Raw genomic sequence first — 20,954 nt, 5'->3', positions numbered from 1 at the left:
AAACGGTCAACTCTATTTAGGGAAGTACAATTCCTCAAGCTGAACTTGATGCAGCTTCACATAACAGTAAGAAATAACAAATACGTTTTAAACTATTTTAATTTAAAAACTGTCTGAAAAAACAAAAACTCCAACACTGAGTAGCATTGGAGTTTTGTATTTTGAGTACATTATTATTTTTTATGTTTCGCTAAAATTTCCTCTTCAAAAAACTCGCGTTGTTCTTTTGGGAGTTCATATAGTGCTTGCTTTTCTCCTTGTAAAATTACTTTTCGGTAGGTTTTAAGATAGAGATAGTTCGTCTTTAACTCCTCAGGTTTGCTTAAGTTTATAGATATTGCTTTTTCTAATTTTAAACATTTTTCAACATCTAAAAAGCTCTTACTAAATAACATCAATAAAATTGTAACATTGATAAAATCAAAATCTATAAAATTTCCTTTTTGCATTGAAATAAAATAATTTAAAAATAACTTTAAATATTTCACTTTTATTTTTTCAGATTTTTCAAACTTATTTGAAATTAGAATTGCAGTCGCTAGTCCTAATAAATAGTCAGGTTCATTAGGGGAGGTTTTTATTAAAAACTCAAATTTTTTGATAGCTATATCTAATGTGTTTTTGTCATTAGTCATATCTCCTAAAGTGATCAGAGCTACAGCTAATTCATAAATATAAAAATTATTTTCCGGGCTTATTTCAACTGCTTTTTTAAATTTTTCAATAGCTAAATTAATTAGTTTTTTACTATTATTTATTCTAGATAAGCCAACTAATGTTTTTCCCCAATAAGAAAATAAATATTCATCATTAGAGTTTATTTCAACTGCTTTTTCGAATTTTTCATTGGCTAACTTTAATATTTTTTCATTATTAGCAAATTTTACTGACTCTCCTAAAAGTTTACCCCAAAATATGTAGAATAACCAACTTTTCTTATATTGTTTTTCCTCTAATTCAAGAGTTTCTATTGCTTTTTCATAATTACCATTTTTTGTTAATTTATTGACTTTTTCAAATAAATTATCAGAATATTTATTTTTTGATTCGTTAACCAAATTCTTCTGAATCTCCAATGCCCGTTCTCTAGCATCAATTTCATATTGATATTTACGTAAATCAGCATCATTCACACATTTCAGCAACATCTCCGAAAAACGATTCTTTTGAATCTCTAATTCTTCATTTTCATAATACAAAGCCAAAAAGTCTATAAATAATGCATTGACTCCTTCTTTGTGTTCGCCAATTTCAATGCTTAAACGTAATAAAGGTTCGGAAATATCATAGAGTTTGTTGCGCTTATCGGTTACGTCAACAATAGCCTCTACAAGTTTCTTTTTGGTCAATTCACTAAGTTGTTTTGATAATGATTTTTGGTCAATAAAACATTGTCGTGCAATTTCTTTTCCGAGTTGCGGAATTTTCGCCATGGCAATAAAACGTAGAATTTTTTGCTGTTGTGGAGGCAAATAACGAATGTAGGTTTCGTAATAGGGTTTTAAATCATTCAATGTTTTTATGAATGTGACGGATAAGTCAGATAGTAAATCTGCTTTTAGGAATTCATAGAAAGTAACTAACAATCTGTGGTTTCCTTTTACCAAACGATGAATGGCTTTTACCTGTGCCAATCCTTTTGTATTTAAATGTTCTAAAACATCTTCACGTTTTTCAATATTGGCTAAAGACTTTAACAATTCATAGGATTGATCAAAGTCTAAACGTTGCAAATGTATTTCTTCAAAGAAACCGTAAAACGGACGATCTTCTCTTCCAATATCATCGCTTAACGCTTGTGCTGTGGCAATAATACTAGTGCGTTCGTTTCTATATAGCCAAGCCCTTAATTTAGATTGCCCTTTGTTTTTTAATGTTTCCAAAATATCATTGAAATTTTCGGCTAAAATTAATAAAGGTCTTCCTTCTAAATAGGATTTTATAATTCTCTCCACAGTTTCTTCTTGATGCGAACTAGGAGTTTCTTGTAGAATAGTCATTTGTTCTTTTAAGAAATCCGCATCTTCTTCATTCCAACGAATAAATGCATTGAGAATACGTACCATAAAGTCTAAGTAATCAGCGATTCCATATTCTTCTTCTGCAAAATAAGCAACGACAATTTTGTTCTTTTTTATATATGGTTGCGCTCTGTGATATAAAATTCGTAACAAATGTGTTTTTCCAGTTCCTCTAGCGCCAACGACAATTACTTGATGATTTAAACCATCTTTTGCTATATTTTTTACTTTCTTTTCGAGTGTTTTGGCAATTTTTTCTCGTCCAACTAAAAGTTTTTCTAAAATTTCTGGTTGTACACTTTTTGCTCCAAAGGATAAAAAAGAGCTTACGCCATGTTGATGTTCCACCATTTTTTTACAATTTGATATTTGAATGAGAATTGCTTTTTAGTACCATTTAATTCACGAATTAAATAGTTCTCTGAGAGTAATGTATGAAGGCATTCTTTTATAATATCTTCTTTAAAATTAATTTCTTTTAGGATCTTTTTTTGGGAAGTTTTCTTCTCTCTTTCAGAAATAAACGATAAGATTGCTTTCATGCAATTTGCTTCTTCTTCATGATAATAGGTTGTAATACGATCTTCTAATTGTTTTAAAACTTTACTTTCTTGTGGATCATTGAGTAGTATGTTATAGGATGACTCTATATTTTTTATACTTAATACATCATCAAATTTATTTCTAATTATACTAAACAAACGATTGATGTAGAAAGGAAGATTTTCAGCATAGTTACAAACGCTTTTTAGAAGTTCTTCTTTATTTTCTTCAGATTCAATTATAAAATCATCAAGAAATAAACATTCACATAAAAAACAAGCTTCTTCATCTGACATAGCTCCAATACTATAGCGAGCAGTATCATTAAAAGGTTCTCCGGTATATGAAAATTCGTCCTTTAATCTTTTCAAAACCACTCGCATTCCAATGGATCCACAAACAACAAAACGTACACTTCCAGTGCTTTCAAGTAACTGTCTATGTTTACGTAATACATCTAAAAACTCTTTGGCTTGTTCGGCTTTTCCATTCACAATCCAATTCCAAATCATAATAGGAAGCTCATCAAGAATAATGACAAGTGTTTCTTTATCTTTTTTCTTTCTGTGTGCTATATCTTGAAGACAAGCCGCAAGAGCATCTTTCCACTTTCGCTCAAATTCGGGTAATTTAAATGTAATGTCTCCAATATCAATATCAGGTTTTGTAGAATTGTATATTTTAAGAATTTTGTCCCAAGCAATTTTTAATCCTTTGTATGATTGTTCGTTTCTTAGTTCGGTAATGAGTATATCAATAAGTTCATTTACGCTTGTAACTCCTTGAAGTGTAAAATATAGTACATGTCGATTTTCTTTAGCTAAAGCACTATATTTTTGTAGAAATAATGTTTTTCCCATGCGTCGTATTTCTTCAATAACAACACTTTGTGACTCAAGCATTTTTTCCAATTTTTGAATATCTTTTTTTCTGCCAACGACTTTATCAGCAGGAATAGTGCCTTGTGTTGGAGATAACTTATACGTCTTCATTTCTTTAACAATTTCATCAAATATACGATAAATTTATCGTAAGATGAAAATGTCGCACGTTAAAAATATCTTACAAGGAGTTTTTTAAGTTTAAAATTGTTCATAAAAACAAAAACTCCAATACTTTGAAAGCATTGGAGTTTTTATATATTTTAAGAAAATTCTTTTTTTAGCGTTTAATAAATTTCTGCGTGTGTACTTTTCCATTAGATTCTAAACGTAAGATATAGTTTCCTTGGCGTAAGTTTGATACATCAATGGTATGTTCTTTTAGCTTTAAGTTCATCACACGTTTTCCTTCAATATTGAAAATGGTTGCAATTTTCCCAGATAAATTCACAGGACTGTTAATCGTCATAATATCTCCAACAGGATTTGGATGAATGACAATATTTTCAAATAAAGTTTCATCTTCTACACTTAACGCTTGTCCTTCTGTAATGATGTGGTGCGTGTTAATTGCTGGATTTTGAACATTGTCTACAGTTCCTGATGGCCAGTAAATCAAAATATTTGTAATTGCTGTATCCGAACCAATTCCAAAATGTGTGTTTAGTGTACTCATATATCGGAAACCTTCTCCACTACGAACATCGCGAATTTGAACTCCTGAAGCAGTGTAAATTTCTACTCGAGCGCCAATTCCGTTAATGTTACTTGCAACTCCAGTCGTTGTAATTTTGATCCAATTGTTGCTGTTGGTTGTGTTTGTATATAAGGTTGTTCCTGAAATTGCATCAATGAATCCATCATTATTTAAATCTCCAAAAGAACCATTGTTTCCAGAAAGTACATTGTCATAAACTGTAAACGTTAAATCGCCGTTTCCGAAAAGAATACTTCCGTTAGATGCAATATCTAAATTTCCGTCGTTATCAAAATCGTACGTAGCATTTTCAATTCCTGTATTTGTTAAGTTTGGCAATATTCCTGAAGCAGCCGTCACATCTGTAAATGTACTATTTCCATTGTTTCGCATGAGTTTGTGTGTTCCGTTAGCTGTAGAACTTGCGCCTACAAAAACGTCCATATCACCATCATTGTCAAAATCTCCCCAAGCAGATGACCATGTTTGTATCGGATCTGCCAAACCTAGTGCAGAAGCAACTTCGGTAAAGCTTCCTGTTCCATCATTTTCGTGCATTTCATTGATATTGATGGTTGATGATCCTCCACGACATTTTGCGATGAACATGTCCATATCTCTATCGTTATCATAATCAATCCAGATAGAACCGTAGTTTCCTCCACCAGCAATGTCTCCCAATCCACCTTGATTAAAGGTTAGGTTTCCGCTTCCATCGTTCATGTAATATACATTTGGATCTACATCGTGACATACAAAAGCATCTAAGTGTCCATCTTGATTTAAATCTACAAAGTTTGAACGTTGTGAGAATACATATTCTGGTCCTGAAATTTCTGTAAATCCTGTTCCTGTACCGTTTGCTCTCATAAAGGTAACTCCGTTTCCTCCACCGTATAATAAATCTGTAAATCCATTTCTATCATAATCTGCGGCGGCCAAACTCCAAGAAGGCGAATTGTCAGCACTTGTAGTGGTAATATTGGTCGCCGTGCTACCTAGTCCACCAGAAGCTTGTTGGTAAAATATATTGATATTGGTGTTTCCGATAGAAACGACATCATCTAAAAAGTCGCCATTCATATCAACAGCAGCTCTTTGGCTTCCTGTTGTTGAAACCGTAGACGTTGTAAAATCTGCAGGTGGCGGCGGTGCTAAAGTTGAGAAGGTTAAAGGTCCGCCCCAAATACTACTATCCAATCCGCAAATGGCACGAACGTATACTTCATAGCTAGCTCCAGCAGTTAAAGTAGTTGCGTTTATCGTTGTTGTGTTTGCAGCAGTTCCTGCGCCTGTAGGCGTTCCTGTTCCTGCTGGTTGTAAAACGTATTCCCAAGCAGTTTCTCCACTATTAGCTGTCCAAGAAATTGTTGCTGAGGTTTGTGTAATTGCAGATGCTGTGATACTTGAAGGTGCAATACAGAACGATCCGCATGTTTCTACGCGAACTAAATCTATAGACATATCGCCTTCAAAACCAGTTCCAGTTCCTGTATGACTAAATTCTAAATAGATAACTTGTCCTAAGTATGCATCTAAGTTAACTCCGACAGGAATCCAAGCTTCAGCACCACTCACTTGTAGTTCTCCTACTTGTGTAAATACTGTTGTGAAAGGTCCAGAAACTGAGGTACCGACATTTACGTTTAATGTTCCCATGTCTTCTCCATACGCATGCATGTAGAATGAAAGTTCAGCGCCATCTGTTGCTGTTGATAAATCGATTGCTGGACTTACCGCAGAAGCTGTAGCCGTTGTGTTTCCAGATGCTTCAAAGTTCATAAAGTTTGAACCACTAAAAGCAGCATCAGGTCCAGTTCCAGAAGATCCTGATGCATCAGGAATTTCCCAAGAACCATTTCCACTATTTAAATCTCCTGTCCAACCTGAAGCAAGATCAAATTCTTCTGTAAAGATAAAAGTTGACGAACCTGAACCACAGGTAACTCCAACGGGTGCTGGTGGTGGACAGATACTTTGTGTTAATGCACTACTACTTATATTACAATTTATATCTTGATCATTTAAAACAGAAATGACAACATTTGTTCCGTTGGTGAAAGGTCCAAATTGAACAGATCCTGCTGCAGTTAATGGTTGGCTTGCACTTCCCTGATTGTCAGAAATTGTCAGTGATGTAGCTGATCCTATATCGGAAACATTTACATCAACTAAAAAACCACCACTTGTTGCGCAGTCGTTTACAATGGCATAAGCAACTGTTGGATTTGTACATGTTGAACATGCTACATCAAAATCCCATGGTGTATATCCGTTAGCATTACAATTGACTGTGTTATCAGAATCAATAGAAACGGTAATGGTATCTCCAGTAGACACAAATGTAAGTCCTGTTAAATCTCCAGCATTTCCATATCCATTGTACATTTCCGTTCCGTCAGAATCGAGTACAATTAATTCGTCCCAAGTATTTTCTACTTGTCCTGCATTGAAGGTAACTTGTAAGCCTGATCCGTCAGAACTTACAAAAACGAAGCTCGTAGTATCATCATTGGAATAACAATAGGTTGTATTTACGGCTCCTGCAGTACAATCAACTGTAGTTTGTGCAGTTGCAAAAAAGCAGGAAGCAATAAGGCACATTAGTAAGGTAATTTTTTTCATAGGCTAGTTTTTTTTACTAAGAAGTATTAAAAAATAATTCAAAGTGTTGGTTGTGTTGTTAGTTTATTCACATTCGTTGGTCAATCCATCAATCCACTGTCCGATAAGATCTACAGCTTCTTCATGAATAATGCTTCTACCAAGTAATGGCATTCTAAATTCTTCGGCTTCTGTATTTATTCTGTAATACATTACGGAACGTTCTTTTAGTCCTGGTGTTACAACTTTGATCATTCCTGAAATTTCAGTATCAGGATCTACGCAAATTCCTAAATTTGTTTCGTCTGCTGATTCGTCAAAGGCAAAACGTACAGGTCTGTAATCACAATGCGATAATTCTTGATGGCAGTGTGCACAATTAATATCAATATATGAACGTACACGTAAATCGATTGGTTGTGTTTCATCGCTCCATTTTACAACAGTATTGATTGTTGCAGGCAAGTTGTCTTCTAAATAGCCTTCATCAATTAGTTTTTGTAGTTGATTTTCAGTTCCATCAACATAATCGTACATACTGTTTAAGTTTTGCGGCTTCATTCCGATAGGCACAGAAGCTGTTCCACTTTTGTGACAGGTAAAGCATTCTACTTCTGAAGGAATTCTGTAATTGGTACTTTTTGCCACACCATTTTCCATGAAATCGACATTTGTAAACGAACCGTCTAAGCTAAATGTAGCTTCTGTTTGCTCATCATTCCAAATGTAATCCGCAAAATACCAATCGTCCGCTTTTTTTAACATTAAGCGTGTTTCTATGATACGTGGTGTATTGCTTGGTTGTACACTTTCGTAATAAAATGTTTTTATTAAAAATGTTCCTACAGGCATATCAATCAATTCGGTATCGCCAGCATAGGTTGCTTGTACATCACTTGGCATCCAAATGAAACGCTTCTTTTTGGCGTAATCGGTAAATAATGTTGAAATTGGCTCGTAAGGAATAACACCTAATACAGGTGCTTGATCTTTTAGGTCTCCGTCAAAAAAATTGTATTCTGATAATGTATTAAAAGGAAAGTTGTCCATATCTAATACAACTGGTGACGTTGGAATTGGAATATAATCGTCATCTACAGAACTTGGCGGATTCGCAGGGTCATTATCGTCTGAACAAGAAAAGAAAATAGCAGAAAGCACTGCTAATATAGCAATTTTACGTAGTTTTTTGATCATGTTTTAGTTTAGTTAGAGCACTAATATAACAAAAATATCGCATGTAATAATTGATTATTAGTGAGTTACTCGTATAATAAAACAACTCAAAGTCTTTTTGTCCTACCTTTTGATATGAATTATTTTGATTTTAGATATAAGATTTACGAATTGTATGATCTAGTGTGAAAGAAAAGGAATTATTATTTAAAAATCTTCAACCCAATCTCAACTCCATTTTCTAACAATTCCAAACTCTCAAAAAACACTTCAAATTCATCATATTTCGCAACAACTAAATAATTATGTCCTTTGAAATAACTTTGTTGTACAATGACTTTAAAATCTGAGTTTTTAGAAACCTTCAATTGATGCGGATAGACTAAAATAGTTTCTTGTGAAGTTTCTATGTTTGGAAATAAGTTTGCAGGCAATTCGTTGACTTCACCAAATAATGAAGCCACATATTTGTTTGGTGGATTTTGATATAATTCCTTAGAATTGCTTTTCGCGATACATTTTCCGCGTTGCAATACAATGGTCGTATCTGCAAAGGAAAGTGCGTCCGTTTTGTCATGTGTCGCTACAATACACGTAATGTTTTCCTTTTTGAGATAGTTGAATAGGTTTCTGCGTAGTTTATTTTTTCGGAAGTTGTCAATATGACTAAATGGTTCATCCAGCAATAAAACTTCAGGTTCGCGTGCTAAAGCTTTTGCTAAAGCGACACGTTGCTGTTGTCCGCCACTTAGGAGTTTTGGTTTTACATTCGCAAATGCGGTCATTTCTACCATTGCTAACAATTCTTGGATGCGTGCTTTTTTCTCTTCAGGATAGAAATTAGACAAGTACGTTCCAATGTTTTCTGAAACAGTACTGAATGGCATTAAACCAAAATCTTGTGCGAGGTATTTCATGCGTTCATGACCTGGCACTAAGTTGTAGGCTGGTCCCAAAACTTGTTCTTCTTTCCAAAATATTTCGCCAGCATCCAAATCATGTAAACCATAAATGAGTTTCAGCAAGGTACTTTTTCCACAACCACTTTCGCCAATAATAGATACATGCGTTCCTTGTGGAATTTCAAAAGAAATATTGTCTAAAATCGGAGTGTTTTCTAGGTATGAAAAAGAAACGTTTTGAACGCGAAGCATAGTTGTTTTTTAGCGTTGTAAAAATACGGAGATAATTGAAAATTACTGCTATTGCGGTGTCTAAAATTGATTCTTTAGAGTTTAGGAAGGATAAAGCTATAAACTAGCAAACCGTCAAATTAATTGCAACTTGACGGTTTGTATATTGTTATTTTTTAAAAAATATGCTCTTGATATTGAATCAAGTTTAGCACAAGCTTTTCAAAATAAAATTTCACTAATCTTTAAACTTTTCTAAGATTGCTTTGTTTGGCAATTCTTTAAAGCCCATATTGTATAAGGTAAATCCAAACATATCAGCATATTGCTCAATAGTTTTTGTAATTGGCGTTCCAGCTCCGTGACCTGCGTCCGTTTCTATACGAATTAACGTAGGATTGTTTCCAGCTTGTTTTGCTTGCAGTTCGGCAGCAAATTTGAAACTATGCGCTGGCACCACTCGGTCGTCATGATCGCCTGTAGTAACCATTGTTGCAGGATATTCCACACCTTCTTTTACATTGTGCACTGGCGAATATCCTTTTAGGTATTCAAACATTTCTTTGCTGTCTTCGGCAGTTCCGTAGTCGTACGCCCAACCTGCACCTGCAGTAAATGTATGGTAACGTAACATGTCTAGTACACCAACAGCTGGCAAAGCAACTTTCATTAAGTCTGGACGTTGCGTCATGGTTGCACCAACTAACAATCCTCCATTTGATCCACCACGAATGGCTAAAAAGTCGCTCGATGTGTAGTTTTCCGCAATTAAATATTCTGCAGCAGCGATAAAATCATCAAATACATTTTGCTTTTGCATTTTTGTTCCAGCATTGTGCCACTTTTTACCATATTCGCCACCTCCACGAAGGTTTGGTACTGCGTAAATTCCGCCTTGTTCCATCCAAACGACATTTGCTACACTAAATGATGGACGTAATGAAACATTGAATCCACCATAACCATAAAGAATTGTTGGGTTTTTCCCGTTCATTTCGATTCCTTTTTTGTGCGTAATAATCATTGGAACTTTTGTACCATCTTTAGATGTGTAAAAAACTTGCTTACTTTCATACTCGTCAGGATTGAAGTCAATACCTGGTTTTCTGTATATTTTAGATGTTCCGTCTTTTGGATTGTATGCATGCGTTGTACTTGGCGTTTTGTAGTTGGAGAACGAATAGTATAATACTTCATCTTCCTTTTCGCCACCAAATCCGCCAGCAGTTCCAACACCTGGCAATTTTACTTCGCGTACTAGTTTTCCATCATAATCGTATTGCAAAACTTTTGAAACGGCATCTACCATGTAGGTTGCAAAGAAATAGTTGGAACCTGTGTTGATACTTAATACGTTTTCTGTTTCAGGAATAAAATCTACCCAGTTTTCTGGCGCAGGATTAGACGCATCAACCGTAACTACTTTTTGGTTTGGTGCGTTCATGTTAGTCATGATATACAGTTTAGAACCTTCATTTTCAATAACATATGAATCTGTATCTGTATGATCTAAAATGGTTACAATTTTACTATTTGGTTTCGATAAATCCTTCATTAATAATTTGCTACCAGAAGTAGAAATTCTAGGATAAATAAATAGGTATTTTCCATCTTCGGTAACGCCACCACCAACATAGCGATGTTTTTCTTCTGGTGTTCCACCAAAAACTAATGCATCATCTTTTTGCGATGTTCCTAATTTGTGGTAGTACAATTTGTGTTGATCTGTCTTTGCAGAAAGTTCACTTCCTTTTGGTTTGTCGTAACTAGAATAGTAGAATCCGTCATTTTCTTTCCAAGAAATTCCAGAAAATTTGATGTCTACCAATGTATCTTCAACAACTTGTTTTGAAGCAACATCCATGATAATTACTTTTCGCCAGTCGCTTCCACCAATGGAAATAGGATACGCAACAATTTTTTTATCTTTAGAAAAACTCAATCCACCACCAAGTGAAACGGTTCCATCTTCTGAGAATTTGTTTGGATCTAAGAATACTTCTGGTTCACCATTTCCTTTTTGTCTGTAGATTACAGATTGGTTTTGCAAACCATCGTTTTTATAGAAATATGTAAACTCTCCTTCTTTAAAAGGTGCGCTTATTTTTTCATAATTCATTAATTGTGTATAACGCTTTTTGATAGCATCGCGAAAAGGAATTTCGTCTAAATAACCAAATGTTGCCTTATTTTGTTCTTTTACCCAAGATTCCGTTTCTTCAGAACGATCATCTTCAAGCCAACGATATGGATCTTTAACTTCGGTATCAAAATAGGTATCTACAACTTCTTTTTGTTGCGTTTCAGGATATGTCACTTTAATTTCTGTTTTTTTAGATTCTTGTCCGCAAGAAAAGAAAAGTATTGCAAGACAACTCATTTTTAACAACTGTTTCATTTGTGCTTATAGGATTGGTTTTGTTCAAATTTAGGCTAAAAAAAAACCACTTCGGAAAATTAGAAGCGGTTTTAACATAATGATAAGATTTTTTATTAGTAAAACAAGGGTTTAAATTGTGACCAATGTTTGTATATTAAAATGATGTTTAACACGGTTACAATCAGGGCACCAATGATTCCACCAGAGAGATCGAGAAACATGTGAAATAGTAAAATGTTTACAGAAATTGGTGCTAATAAGGTAAGTGCAAACGGCACCCATTTTTTTAAGATTAGTAGAATTCCGATATATACTTCCAAAGCGCCAACAATAGGTAAAATATATCCTGTGGCACCTAAAGACGTCATAAAACTGCTTGCTTCTGTGGGCAATGATGGCGGCGGAATAAAGCCAGTTTCATTGATAATCATGACCAATTTGTTGGCTCCAAATACAATGAGAATTAATCCTAATGCGAAGCGAATAATTTTAGTAAATTTAGAGTTCATACACGAGGTTTTTTAGGTTAGTTTACTATCAAGGTATGAAAAAGATCGAAATTTTGCTAACTATTTTTAGAATAGAAATAATTCTTACGCAACAATAAGAGGTTGATTTATAGTATTTTGAAAATAAAAAAGGCGCTTCAATTGTGAGAAGCACCTTTTCCAAGTTATGATATGTTGCACTTTAAAAAAAGTGCTGTGTTTTTTGAAATCTATGTTGTTACACAAGATTATTTTGTACTAAGTGTTGTGCAATTTGAACTGCATTTGTTGCGGCTCCTTTGCGTAAATTATCAGACACAATCCACATATTTAGTGTGTTTCGTTGTGAACCATCTCGACGAATTCTTCCAACAAATACTTCATCTTTTCCTTCTGCATAAATTGGCATTGGATATACATTTGCATCAGGATTATCTTGTACAATAATTCCTGGCGATTCGTGTAATAGTTTGCGAACTTCGTCAACGTCAAAATCATTTTCAAACTCCACATTTACACTTTCCGAATGTCCACCAACAACAGGAATACGAATTGCAGTTGCAGTGATAGCAATAGTTTTATCGTTTAAAATTTTCTGCGTTTCACGAACCAATTTCATTTCTTCTTTGGTGTATCCGTTTTCTTCAAATACATCACAATGTGGCAATGCATTTCTGTGAATTGGATACGGATATGCCATTTCTCCTTTTTCACCAACATATTCACTTTCTAACTGTCGAACTGCTTTTACGCCAGTTCCTGTAATAGATTGATAGGTAGAAACTACGATACGTTTTATCTTGTATTTTTTGTGTAATGGTGCTAAGGCAACCACCATTTGTATGGTAGAACAATTTGGATTGGCAATAATTTTGTCTGTTGCAGTTAATTCGGTTGCATTGATTTCTGGAACCACTAATTTCTTAGATTGATCCATTCGCCACGCAGAAGAGTTGTCAATTACTGTTGTGCCAGCTGCTTCAAACTTTGGAGCCCATTCCAATGAAGTATTTCCTCCAGCAGAAAATAACGCAATGTCTGGTTTTGCGTCAATAGCATCTTGCATGCTTACAATGGGATATGCGTTTCCTTGATATGTGATTTCTTTTCCGATAGACCTTTCAGAAGCTACGGGAATTAATGTAGACACAGGAAATTGCTGTTCTGCTAATACTTTTAGCATGACAGTTCCTACCATTCCTGTTGCGCCAACGACTGCTACTTTCATGAGTTTTTTATCTTTTTAAGGACATTCAAGTTGTATTGATGAATGTATATGTTTACTTACAAACAAAATTAGGAATAATTATAGCGCGATGTATATAAAAAATGTGAATTATCAAAAATTTCACAAAAAGTTATATATAACACAAAAGCCATTCCGTTAAGAATGGCTTTTTGAGTATGTACTATATCAAAAAACTACTTTTTCAATAAGTCTCTGATTTGTATTAATAATTCTTCTTGTGTTGGTCCTGCTGGAGCAGCTGGCGCTTCTTCTTTTTTCTTTTTAGTTTTGTTATATGCTTTTACAATCATAAACATTACGAAACCTACAATAATTAAGTTTACAATAGTATTAATCCAACTTCCCCACATGATGGCATTTTCGGGAGTGGTTACATTTCCAGCAGCATCTACTACTGCTTCACTTAAAATTATTTTCTTATCAGCAAAGTCTGTTCCGCCTGAAAAATATCCGACAACAGGCATTACAATGTTGGTTACAAATCCTTTTACAACTGCGCCAATAGCACCAGCCATGATGACGGCAACAGCAAGATCTACGACATTGCCTGTCATGATAAATTCTTTAAATTCTTTCAACATAATATTTGATTGTTAGTTAGTATTTGAATCTAAATGTAGTAAAAAATAGTACAACTTTAACATTTATTAACATTATGCATCTGACTATTATCGAAGAAATACACGTTTTACTCGTTGAGAAACAGCGGTAAGCAATTCATACGAAATGGTATTTATTTTGGAAGCCAATTCTTCGGTGGTTTGTCCTTCTCCAAAAATGATGACTTCATCGCCTTCGTTGCAGCGAATTCCTGTAATATCAATCATAATCATATCCATACACACATTACCAATAATTGGTGCTAGTTTTCCGTTGACGACAACACTTCCAACACTATTTCCAAATTGTCGGCTAATTCCGTCAGCATGTCCTAGAGGAAGTGTAGCAATCGTTTTATAATCATCAGCAATATAGGCTCTGTTATAGCCAACGCTTTCTCCTTTTTCGATCCGATGAATTTGTGAGATAACAGATTTTAAGGAAGCTACAGGTTGTAATTGTTTGTCAAACTTTGTTTCGTTTCCAAAACCATACAAACCAATTCCTGTACGAACCATGTCAAAATGTGCTTCTGGATAGTTGAAAATTCCAGAAGTATTGGTCATGTGTAGCGTAGGTTTGTACTTCATTTCTTTTTCAAACGTAGTACAGATTTTTTTGAATGTATTGATTTGTGTTGTTGTAAATTCTTTTTCGTTAGGATCTTCCGAAGCTGCCATGTGTGAAAACAAAGAAACTGCTTTGAGTTGTTTCAAGGTTTTTAGTTTGCTCACAACGAAGTCAATATCAGATTCAAAGAACCCAAGTCGATTTAAACCTGTATTAAATTTTATATGCACAGGATATTCTTTTTTTCCTTGTTTTGCGGCTTCTTTCGCGAAAGCGGTAAAAATACGATCGTTGTACAAACTCGGTTCTAAATTGTAGGCAATAGCATGTTTTAGGTTGACAACTTGTGGATGCAATACTAAGATGGGTTTTGTAATGCCGCCGGCTCTTAAATATGCACCTTCGCGGATGTACGCCACGGCAAAATAATCAACATCGAGTTCGTCTTGAAGATATTTGGCAACTTCAACAGCATCACTACCATATCCAAATGCTTTGACAACGGCTAATATTTTAGTTCCTGCTTTTGTGTTAGATTTTATGAATGTGTAGTTGTGCGCTAATGCCTTAAAATTGATCTCTAAGACAGATTCTTGATTGTGTAACATTATGGTAGTTAATTGTCTGATTGTTCATTGGGAATGATTTCATGAGCATCATCAACTTCAATCTCTTTCACAGATTCTTTTAGCATTGCTTTGTAGTAAGCAGCGCGACTCAGTGGTTCGTATTCATCAGTTTCTCCAAGCAATACAAGATCATCACTTTTAGATTTTCTGAAACTATATTGTGCTAAATTTCCTGTACGTGTACATACAGCATGTACTTTGGTTACATATTCGGCAGTTGCCATAAGTGCGGGCATTGGACCAAAAGGATTTCCTTTAAAATCCATATCGAGTCCAGCAACAATAACGCGAATTCCTTTATTGGCAAGATCATTACAAACGGCAATAATTCCATCATCAAAAAACTGAGCTTCATCAATTCCGACAACATCACAATTATCAGCTAATAATCGAATATTTGCGGCTGCAGGCACTGGTGTAGAACGAATTTCATTCGCATCGTGCGATACTACTTTTTCATCATCATATCGAATGTCTACAGCAGGTTTGAAGATCTCTACTTTCTGCTTTGCAAATTGGGCTCTTTTGAGTCTGCGGATCAGTTCTTCGGTTTTTCCAGAGAACATTGAACCACAAATAACTTCAATCCAACCAAATTGTTCTTTATGATTTACTGTATTTTCGAGAAACATTTTGTAATTTTCAAGTCGAAAACGAATTTATACTCGTTTTTGTAAAGGTGGAACAAATTTACTAAAAAACCAAAGGTAAACAACGACATTTAGTTTAAAAATTATGAAGAAAAAATTAGAAGGAGATTTAATAAGTATCGCACATCGAATCCTAAAGTTAAAGGGCAAAGAAGATGTAGTTGCATTACATAAAGAAGCGAAGGAAGTTTTTGAAAAATTGTCAGTAATGTTATTTTTTGAAGAACAATTTAAAGATACGGTGCCCGATTATGCGGATTCTTCTTTCTTTCAAACCTTAGAAAATGTGTACAATCATGATAAGGTAGAAAAGAATGCCGAAGAAGATGATATTATTCGTCATCATTTGGTAGCCGAAGATCCTGAACAAGATGATTTAATAGAACCGTTGATGGAAACTATTAAAGATATGGTTGCCGAAATGCCTGAAGATAAAGAGCAAGAAACACTTGAAGATATTTTAGCAGATGTATTGCCACAACCTACATTTGTACAGCGTGAAGAAGTTGCTAAAGAAGTAGCAAAAGAAACCATTGCCAATGCGGTAGCTCCAAAAGTTGAGGTGGTTGCTAAAAAAGTAGAAGAGAAGCCAAAGTCGTTAAATGACCGATTGAACACAGGAATTTCTATTGGTTTAAATGACCGAATTGCGTTTACGAAACATTTGTTTGCCAATAATCAAGAAGATTATAATAGAGTGATTTCACAATTGAATACGAAAGTTTCTGAATCGGAAGCCAAAGATTTTATCCATAATATGATAAAGCCTGATTATAACAATTGGGAAGGAAAAGAAGAATACGAAACGCGTTTTATGGAGATTATTGAGCGTAAGTTCGCGTAGCTTGCTAGTGAGCGTTATGCTGAGCTTCATTTAGCACCTCACAAATACTTGTGATTGTCATTCCGCACTTGATGCGGAATCTCATCTGTTTTGATTGTGTTAATTTGGATTCCTGCCTACGCAGGAATGACAAAGAGATCTTGATTCAGCATCTTACAAATACTAATGATTGTCATTCCGCACTTGATGCGGAATCTCACATGTTTTGATTGTGTTAATTTGGATTCCTGCCTACGCAGGAATGACAAAGAGCGTCTAATGATCTAACAGCGCAGCGGTCAAAAATTCTAATAATTAATATACACCCAACCCGTTTTTTCAATAGTGTTTCCTTGTAATTTTAGGAGGTAAAAGTATGTACCAACAGGTAATTGCTGGTTTTTCTTAAAAATAACAGTTCCTTGATTGGAAGTTCCGTTCCAGTCATTTGCGTAGTTTCTAGCTTTGTAAATTACCGTTCCCCAACGGTTAAAAATGATTAGTTCATTGTCTGAGAAATTGTCTATACATGCAATTTCCCAAACATCATTCACACTGTCGTCATTTGGCGAAAAACCACTCGGAATTTGTAAACAATCAGGAAGTGTAATGGCTTGTGCAGTGTTATTTGCCGTGTTCAAGTCAATTTCAGCTTGACTGATAACCTGAACAATATTTGCATAATCGTCTCCTTCAATAACAGTTACCGTTAGACTTAATGTTGCCGAACTTCCGCCAGAAAGCGTTGAAATTGTCCATAATTGTGATATTGCATCATAAAGTCCCAAACTTGTACTATGCGAAAGGTATTCGTACCCATTTGGAAGCAATTCTTCAATGACAATATTGGTGGCGTCATCTGCGCTGTTATTGGTTATTGTAATGGTAAATGTAACTGTTTCGTCAATGGAAGGCATTTCAGTATCTACCGTTTTTTCTAAGCTTAGATCAACACAGTTTACCGTAGTAATATTTACAAGAGCTCTGCTAATTCCAGGACAGTTATTTTGGTTGATGACTTCTATTTCATAGGAAGTATTTGTACTTAAATCTGGTGTTTCAAATGCAGTTCCTGTAAAGATAATTTGCGTAGGGTTTGAAGTTTCATACCAATTGTAAGTATAGGCAACATTTGGATTGTTAATAGTTACTATTGTGGAGCTTCCATTACAAATTTCAACATCATCAACGGCAATATTTACATCGTTGTGAATTTCAAAAACGGTAACTTGTAATGTCGTTTCATCGTCATCGGCAAGTCCGTCACCTAAATCATCAATGTTAAAACTTGTAGTAACATCGCTATCTAAATCTGTAATATTTGTAGCGGTAATTTCTGCGGTACTTTCATGCTGATTTGGCAATGTTGCATCTACATTTAGAATAGTAGCGACCACTTCTGCGGAGAACGTGTTGTTTCCCGCTGTAGCGGAAATAGAAATGTTAGAAAGTTCTAAAATTCCAGTTGTAGTATCAAACATTCCGCTTGCATTGTCAGACATATAGGTAAAACCATCAGGATTTATGTAGTGTGCAATGGTAACATTTGCAACAGCATCAGGTCCGTTATTGGTAACTGTTAACGTGAATGTAATTTCATCGCCTTCACAATAATCAGTTTGATTTGGCATAAGCGAAATTTCTAAATCAGCGCTTGGTGGTAATGGCAATACATTTAAGGTTGCAAAAGCATTCGTTGCATCAATGTTATTGAGGTTTGAAAAGTTTGTAAACTCGTTTGTATATAAATCGTTCGTTGCTGAAGTGACCAAGACGGCAAAGGTACATTCGGCAACGCCATTTGGGAATATCAAATTGGTAATTCCGACAAAATCATCATTTGTCAAACCAACAAAATCTGCGGTACAACCATTGCTATTTACCCAATAAGGATCGCCCGCTAAGCTAATGCCGTTTGGTAAATTGTCAGTAAACGAAATTCCTGTTTGCGCGGCATTTCCAGGAATATTGGTAATGGTAAACGTAAGTAATGATGTTTGTGTGGCAAGAATTTCGTCGGGCACAAAACTTTTTTCCACGCGTGGAGAAATTACTTGAATACTCGATATTGAAATATTGGTACTTGGATCAAATTCTCCATTATTTGCAGGATCGGGTTGCACTTCGGCAATATTATTAAATGAGCCACCATAATTTGGAGCACTTACAGGAACGCGAATTTGTATGGTAGCATCTGCGTCTATTAATGGAATGATTCCGTCAATTGTATTTCCATTTACGTTAAATGTAGTGATACACGTTGCATTTCCACTGGTTACGGTACATGTTGGTGTTCCTGTGATGGTAAATGCGTTATTTATTGCTGTTGTAAATGCGGCATCTGTTGCGGTAGAACTGATAACACTGTTTGTGATGTCAATAACCCATTCAAAATTATCATTAATTGGAATGGTTGGTACTGAAGGAAATGTTTGTATAATTAGATCAACGCAAGGTGTTAGGTAGCTTGTTTGAGAAGCGGTTCGTTCAATATTTTCATTAGCTACAAAACAACTTACCACATTGGATACTCTGGTTGCTTCAATGGAACATTCAGGTGTCCAGTTGACCACAACTTCAAATGTAATAGAACTTTCAGCGGCTAACTCCCAGTTTTCAGCAGTGGTAATTTCCCAGAAAATATCACTTTCATTCGTAAGCGGAATACCAATATTGGCGTTTGTAATAGTGATACAATCTGCAGTTCCGGTAGTTCCAATACAATTAATAGATTGCAAAATAGCCGTTACAGTATTTGTTTGCGTTGATGGAGTTGGTCCATAAAAGTCTATCATCGTAAACGGAACAGCAACTAAATTTTCATTTGTAAGTGTAATATGATAGGTAATATCGCCCCAAGGAATTGGTTGATTGGCAGAACTTCCAAGTGGAAGTACAGGATCTACTTGTGTTTTGGTAATAATAATATCTTCATCATTTACACAATTGCTATTTCCTACCGATTGCGGCACAAAAATACTTCCAAACTGATTGTTATCATCAGGAAAACAATCGAGATGTTGTAGCATATTTACCGTACTTCTATACGCAGCAGGAATGATACTATCTGATGGACAATCGGGTTCAATATACCGAACTACTGTCCGTGTTATAAATTGCGCTCCAACAGGAATCATAAAGTTTGGTATTTCCCAAAACTGTCCTGAAGCCCCAATTTCATAGGTAAAATCTCCACAGTTAAGTCCGCCAGTAGCGCCAATACATTCTACGGAAATAATTTCCCATGGCGGACCAAGATTTTGAAAAAACACTAAAATATTCGTGTCTAAAGGACCATTATTGATTACTGTAGTTTCGTAAGTTACTGTTTGACTGTAATCTGTAATAATGGCACCACCAGCAGGATCGGTTTGAATGGTAGAAATACTCACATCAGTACACGGACATTGTGTAGAAAAAAGTAAATCGGTCAATACTATGTTAGAAGTAATAGGTGGAACATTGGCATTTTCAAAATCTATAGAAGCAAAACTTCTTCCAATAATTAAATCTGAAATTTCCCCACAACTTCCTTCAAAATACGCATAGGTAACACTGAACGTAATACTTGATTGCGACGGAAATACAATTTCTCCGATGTTATACAAGGTTTGTGTAGGAACTACAGGTGTTGGGTTTCCGCTGGTTAGTCCTAAATCTGTTGGACATTGCGCACCATTGGTACTTGCGATACATGCTACCGAAATTAATTGTACTTGAGGAACACCATTCAGCGAACTTGATTGAATTCCTTGTAATAAATTCAAATTACTTGTGGGATATTCAATGGTGCTATTATTGGTAATGGTCACTTCAAAAGTAACTTGATCGCCCCAAGCGGAAATTCCCGTTCCAGCTGTTGGAGTAACTTGTTGATAATCTATAGAAAAATTCAACGGAACATCATTTACATCCATAGATACAATAGCAATATTACTATCGAGCATTGTATCGGTTGTTCCAGTTGGTGGAAATACTTCAGCGGTTGTTGAAATGCCGCCTAATTCTGTTGGCGCTCGTAAATTTATACGTATTTGCACACTAGCATTGTTGGGCATGTTTGGCAAAACGCCAGTTACGGTATTGGAAACTGCATCGTATATTAAATTTGTAGCCAAGTCTGCGCCACCTAGTGGATTGATGCTTTCCACAGAAACAAACGTTACATCAGGAGCTACTTGTTGTGAAAATGTAGCATTGCTTACTGCATTTCCTGAATTACTTATAGTTGTTATGTAACTAAATTCTTGAAATAAAAATACATTTGAAACGGTACTTCCAGCATCATCTACAACTTCAATACTTACGGATAAGTCTGTAGTTTGACTCCATAACGGAGAAAATATTAATAAGAAAAATAGGTAAAAAAAGTGGTTCATATATTATAAATGATACACAAATCGGTAAAAGGTTGCGTATGTACAACAATAAAGATAAGGTAATTATGACTTATATGTTTTAATAGTTACTTTTGAACTCAGAAATAAAGACGATTTTTCAACCTCTAAAT

Annotated in this window: 13 protein-coding genes; 1 reads left to right on the top strand and 12 read right to left on the bottom strand. The window is 35.0% G+C overall.

Annotated features, from left to right (window positions below; all coding sequences use genetic code 11):
• Nucleotides 1–173 precede the first annotated feature (173 nt).
• The 11 genes from AA089_RS19215 to AA089_RS19165 form a co-directional block, all read right to left on the bottom strand.
• On the bottom strand, nt 174–2,372 hold the full coding sequence (locus AA089_RS19215; protein ID WP_046758624.1) for an AAA family ATPase: 2,199 nt from the start codon (nt 2,370–2,372) through the stop codon (nt 174–176).
• Nucleotides 2,348–3,556 carry an ATP-binding protein gene (locus AA089_RS19210; RefSeq protein WP_046758623.1) on the bottom strand — a complete coding sequence of 403 codons (1,209 nt, stop codon included), beginning with the start codon at nt 3,554–3,556 and terminating at the stop codon, nt 2,348–2,350. Before AA089_RS19210 ends, AA089_RS19215 begins: the two co-directional genes overlap by 25 nt.
• Before the next feature lie 169 nt (nt 3,557–3,725).
• Nucleotides 3,726–6,767, bottom strand: a complete 3,042-nt coding sequence (locus AA089_RS23910) for an FG-GAP-like repeat-containing protein (RefSeq protein WP_053002589.1) — start codon at nt 6,765–6,767, stop codon at nt 3,726–3,728.
• A 63-nt stretch (nt 6,768–6,830) separates the two neighbouring features.
• The gene (locus tag AA089_RS19200) at nt 6,831–7,943 is read right to left on the bottom strand and encodes a hypothetical protein (protein WP_046758622.1); all 1,113 of its coding nucleotides are present in this window, start codon (nt 7,941–7,943) and stop codon (nt 6,831–6,833) included.
• Nucleotides 7,944–8,125: 182 nt separating this feature from the next.
• Nucleotides 8,126–9,076, bottom strand: a complete 951-nt coding sequence (locus AA089_RS19195) for an ABC transporter ATP-binding protein (protein WP_046758621.1) — start codon at nt 9,074–9,076, stop codon at nt 8,126–8,128.
• Between the two features lie 217 nt (nt 9,077–9,293).
• Entirely contained in the window at nt 9,294–11,453 is a 2,160-nt protein-coding gene (locus AA089_RS19190; protein WP_046758620.1) for a prolyl oligopeptidase family serine peptidase, read from the bottom strand.
• 95 nt (nt 11,454–11,548) lie between these two features.
• Nucleotides 11,549–11,944, bottom strand: coding sequence for a DoxX family membrane protein (locus AA089_RS19185; RefSeq protein WP_046758619.1), 396 nt, complete (start codon nt 11,942–11,944; stop codon nt 11,549–11,551).
• A gap of 217 nt (nt 11,945–12,161) precedes the next feature.
• Complete coding sequence (locus tag AA089_RS19180; RefSeq protein WP_046758618.1) at nt 12,162–13,151, bottom strand: aspartate-semialdehyde dehydrogenase; 990 nt, start codon at nt 13,149–13,151, stop codon at nt 12,162–12,164.
• Nucleotides 13,152–13,345: 194 nt separating this feature from the next.
• On the bottom strand, nt 13,346–13,753 hold the full coding sequence (mscL, locus tag AA089_RS19175; RefSeq protein WP_046758617.1) for a large conductance mechanosensitive channel protein MscL: 408 nt from the start codon (nt 13,751–13,753) through the stop codon (nt 13,346–13,348).
• An 87-nt stretch (nt 13,754–13,840) separates the two neighbouring features.
• A complete protein-coding gene (alr, locus tag AA089_RS19170) occupies nt 13,841–14,950 on the bottom strand; it encodes an alanine racemase (RefSeq protein WP_046758616.1) in 1,110 nt (369 codons plus the stop codon).
• An 8-nt stretch (nt 14,951–14,958) separates the two neighbouring features.
• Nucleotides 14,959–15,603 (bottom strand): thymidine kinase, encoded by a 645-nt coding sequence (locus tag AA089_RS19165; protein WP_046758615.1) that lies wholly within the window; start codon nt 15,601–15,603, stop codon nt 14,959–14,961.
• A 103-nt stretch (nt 15,604–15,706) separates the two neighbouring features.
• On the opposite strand from AA089_RS19165, the gene AA089_RS19160 reads away from it, so the two are divergent.
• A complete protein-coding gene (locus AA089_RS19160; protein ID WP_046758614.1) occupies nt 15,707–16,465 on the top strand; it encodes a hypothetical protein in 759 nt (252 codons plus the stop codon).
• Nucleotides 16,466–16,752: 287 nt separating this feature from the next.
• On the opposite strand, the gene AA089_RS19155 is transcribed toward AA089_RS19160, so the two are convergent.
• Nucleotides 16,753–20,823 carry a T9SS C-terminal target domain-containing protein gene (locus AA089_RS19155; protein ID WP_046758613.1) on the bottom strand — a complete coding sequence of 1,357 codons (4,071 nt, stop codon included), beginning with the start codon at nt 20,821–20,823 and terminating at the stop codon, nt 16,753–16,755.
• Between the last annotated feature and the right edge of the window lie 131 nt (nt 20,824–20,954).

Origin of the sequence: Kordia jejudonensis (assembly GCF_001005315.1) — a bacterium.
Lineage (GTDB): Bacteria > Bacteroidota > Bacteroidia > Flavobacteriales > Flavobacteriaceae > Kordia > Kordia jejudonensis.
The sequence above is the reverse complement of the archived record's forward strand: the minus strand, read 5'-3'. Positions and strand labels throughout refer to the sequence as shown.

Bases quoted from the DNA above. Each gene is read 5' to 3' on its own strand.
- AA089_RS23910 (WP_053002589.1), bottom strand. From the start codon at position 6,767: ATGAAAAAAATTACCTTACTAATGTGCCTTATTGCTTCCTGCTTTTTT.
- mscL (WP_046758617.1), bottom strand. From the start codon at position 13,753: ATGTTGAAAGAATTTAAAGAATTTATCATGACAGGCAATGTCGTAGAT.
- AA089_RS19165 (WP_046758615.1), bottom strand. From the start codon at position 15,603: ATGTTTCTCGAAAATACAGTAAATCATAAAGAACAATTTGGTTGGATT.
- AA089_RS19215 (WP_046758624.1), bottom strand. From the start codon at position 2,372: ATGGTGGAACATCAACATGGCGTAAGCTCTTTTTTATCCTTTGGAGCA.
- AA089_RS19180 (WP_046758618.1), bottom strand. From the start codon at position 13,151: ATGAAAGTAGCAGTCGTTGGCGCAACAGGAATGGTAGGAACTGTCATG.
- AA089_RS19190 (WP_046758620.1), bottom strand. From the start codon at position 11,453: ATGAAACAGTTGTTAAAAATGAGTTGTCTTGCAATACTTTTCTTTTCT.
- AA089_RS19155 (WP_046758613.1), bottom strand. From the start codon at position 20,823: ATGAACCACTTTTTTTACCTATTTTTCTTATTAATATTTTCTCCGTTA.
- AA089_RS19185 (WP_046758619.1), bottom strand. From the start codon at position 11,944: ATGAACTCTAAATTTACTAAAATTATTCGCTTCGCATTAGGATTAATT.
- AA089_RS19160 (WP_046758614.1), top strand. From the start codon at position 15,707: ATGAAGAAAAAATTAGAAGGAGATTTAATAAGTATCGCACATCGAATC.
- AA089_RS19210 (WP_046758623.1), bottom strand. From the start codon at position 3,556: ATGAAGACGTATAAGTTATCTCCAACACAAGGCACTATTCCTGCTGAT.
- AA089_RS19195 (WP_046758621.1), bottom strand. From the start codon at position 9,076: ATGCTTCGCGTTCAAAACGTTTCTTTTTCATACCTAGAAAACACTCCG.
- alr (WP_046758616.1), bottom strand. From the start codon at position 14,950: ATGTTACACAATCAAGAATCTGTCTTAGAGATCAATTTTAAGGCATTA.
- AA089_RS19200 (WP_046758622.1), bottom strand. From the start codon at position 7,943: ATGATCAAAAAACTACGTAAAATTGCTATATTAGCAGTGCTTTCTGCT.